The 1,838-nt window shown below is 39.9% G+C and carries 3 protein-coding genes and 1 pseudogene; all 4 read right to left on the reverse strand.

The window, feature by feature from the left end; translation table 11 throughout:
- Positions 1–35 precede the first annotated feature (35 nt).
- Complete coding sequence (locus V7D75_RS03565) at positions 36–383, reverse strand: hypothetical protein (protein WP_333613436.1); 348 nt, start codon at positions 381–383, stop codon at positions 36–38.
- A 68-nt stretch (positions 384–451) separates the two neighbouring features.
- Positions 452–712 (reverse strand): Txe/YoeB family addiction module toxin, encoded by a 261-nt coding sequence (locus V7D75_RS03570; protein ID WP_333613437.1) that lies wholly within the window; start codon positions 710–712, stop codon positions 452–454.
- A gap of 20 nt (positions 713–732) precedes the next feature.
- On the reverse strand, positions 733–1,035 hold the full coding sequence (locus V7D75_RS03575) for a type II toxin-antitoxin system Phd/YefM family antitoxin (protein WP_333613438.1): 303 nt from the start codon (positions 1,033–1,035) through the stop codon (positions 733–735).
- Positions 1,036–1,172: 137 nt separating this feature from the next.
- Positions 1,173–1,838 (reverse strand): annotated as a pseudogene (locus V7D75_RS03580) (Fe/S-dependent 2-methylisocitrate dehydratase AcnD); the annotation flags it as partial.

Here is a 1,838-nt window from a genome sequence, read left to right on the forward strand (position 1 = left end):
ATTGTTTTATGATCTTTGTCCAAGGCATAACAATTTTATTTTGAACTGACTATATCTCTTTTATTGTATTGAAAATTACTTATATCGAGCATTATTGAATCAAATAATCTAGCAGATATTATCGCAACATCAATATCAGAATCTAAACTAAATTCTGTTTTCTTAAAAGGACTGAAACCTAGTTTACCCGATCCCGTAATATACACTTCATGAAATGAGACCTTAAAATGTAATGCTATTTTTTTCCGAAATTCATAGTAGTCACTTTCTTTGTTTTCGAAAACATATGGAATACCATGTAGAACTAGTTTTCTACAAAAATCTATTAGATTATCTTCAGAATCTATTTTTAACAATTCTTCTTCAAAGAAATTTATATCCATATTTTCTATGCCTAGTGTTAATTATCAATTGAAATAAAATAGGGTTTTGCATCAGTAAAATTTAGGTTCTAATAATGATAACGACATGAGATTATCGTCAGATAATTATCATCGACGGTATAGACCAATCGATTGGCATCATCAATGCGCCTAGACCAAAATCCTGATAGATTTTCTTTTAAAGGTTCGGGCTTGCCGATGCCCTCAAATGGATTGCGTTTACACTCTGTGATTAACTTATTGATGCGTTTAAGGGTTTTTTTATCTTGCGTTTGCCAATATAGATAATCTTTCCAAGCGGCATCCGTCCATGCTAGCTGTTCATTCATAGCTTTTACTCGCAGTAGTATTAAGCATCGGTTTCATCGCTTGAATAACTATCAGCGTCCTCTACATCTTCACTATCTATTAAATCACGCACTGCTGTCTTGCCAGCTTGATACTGCGCAATTGATTTTGCTAAGTGAGCTGCATTAGCAGGAGATTTTAATAAATAGACGGTTTCCATCAAGCTATTATAATAATCAAGGGACATGACGACAGCATCATCCGCATCTCGGCGGGTAATAATAGTAGCATTGGCATCATCACTAACCATGTCAAAAACAGATTTTAGATGCTTTCTGGCTTCTGAAAAACTGATTACTCTCATCACAGACTCCTTTATTTGTACAATTAATTGTACATGTTACGCCATTAAGGTAAAGGTTTCAATGTAGCGATGGTAAAAAACCGATGCCGTATAATTTATACAACATCGGCTCTTTGATTACTCAAAATTCATGTGGATTACGCAATATCTAGCGTGCCATCGATAAACTCTTTGGCAAAGCGCTGGAGCATACCGCCAGCGTTATACATTTTGACTTCATCAGCGGTATCTAAACGGCAGATAACGGGTGCTTTATCAACGCTGCCGTCTTTACGGTGAATCACTAACGTCATCTCACCACGAGCAGATACTTCGCCTTCGATATCGAATATTTCAGTACCATCGATATTTAGGGTATTACGATTGACCCCTTCTTTAAATTGTAAGGGGAGTGCGCCCATACCGACCAAGTTTTGACGATGGATACGTTCAAAATCTTCTGCGACCACGACTTCAACCCCTGCCAAACGCACACCTTTGGCAGCCCAGTCACGGCTTGAGCCTTGACCATAGCCGTCGCCTGCGATGATGATTAGCGGCTGCTCGCGGTTCATATAGGTTTCAATCGCTTCCCACATGCGCATGACCTGACCTTCTGGCTCAACGCGAGCCAACGAGCCTTGGATAACGTCACCGTTCTCGTCGCGTACCATCTCATTTAGCAATTTAGGGTTAGCAAAGGTCGCACGCTGCGCCGTTAAGTGGTCGCCGCGATGGGTCGCGTAAGAGTTATAGTCTTCCGCAGGCAGACCCATGGTATCAAGGTACTCGCCAGCTGCCGAATCGCCCAAAATCGCGTTAGA

The sequence above is a fragment of the Psychrobacter sp. genome (assembly GCF_036731945.1).
In the GTDB taxonomy this organism is placed as follows: Bacteria; Pseudomonadota; Gammaproteobacteria; order Pseudomonadales; family Moraxellaceae; genus Psychrobacter.

What these genes read in the sequence shown, in the direction of transcription:
- V7D75_RS03575 (WP_333613438.1), bottom strand. Translation starts at nt 1,035, where the DNA reads ATGAGAGTAATCAGTTTTTCAGAAGCCAGAAAGCATCTAAAATCTGTT.
- V7D75_RS03565 (WP_333613436.1), bottom strand. Translation starts at nt 383, where the DNA reads ATGGATATAAATTTCTTTGAAGAAGAATTGTTAAAAATAGATTCTGAA.
- V7D75_RS03570 (WP_333613437.1), bottom strand. Translation starts at nt 712, where the DNA reads ATGAATGAACAGCTAGCATGGACGGATGCCGCTTGGAAAGATTATCTA.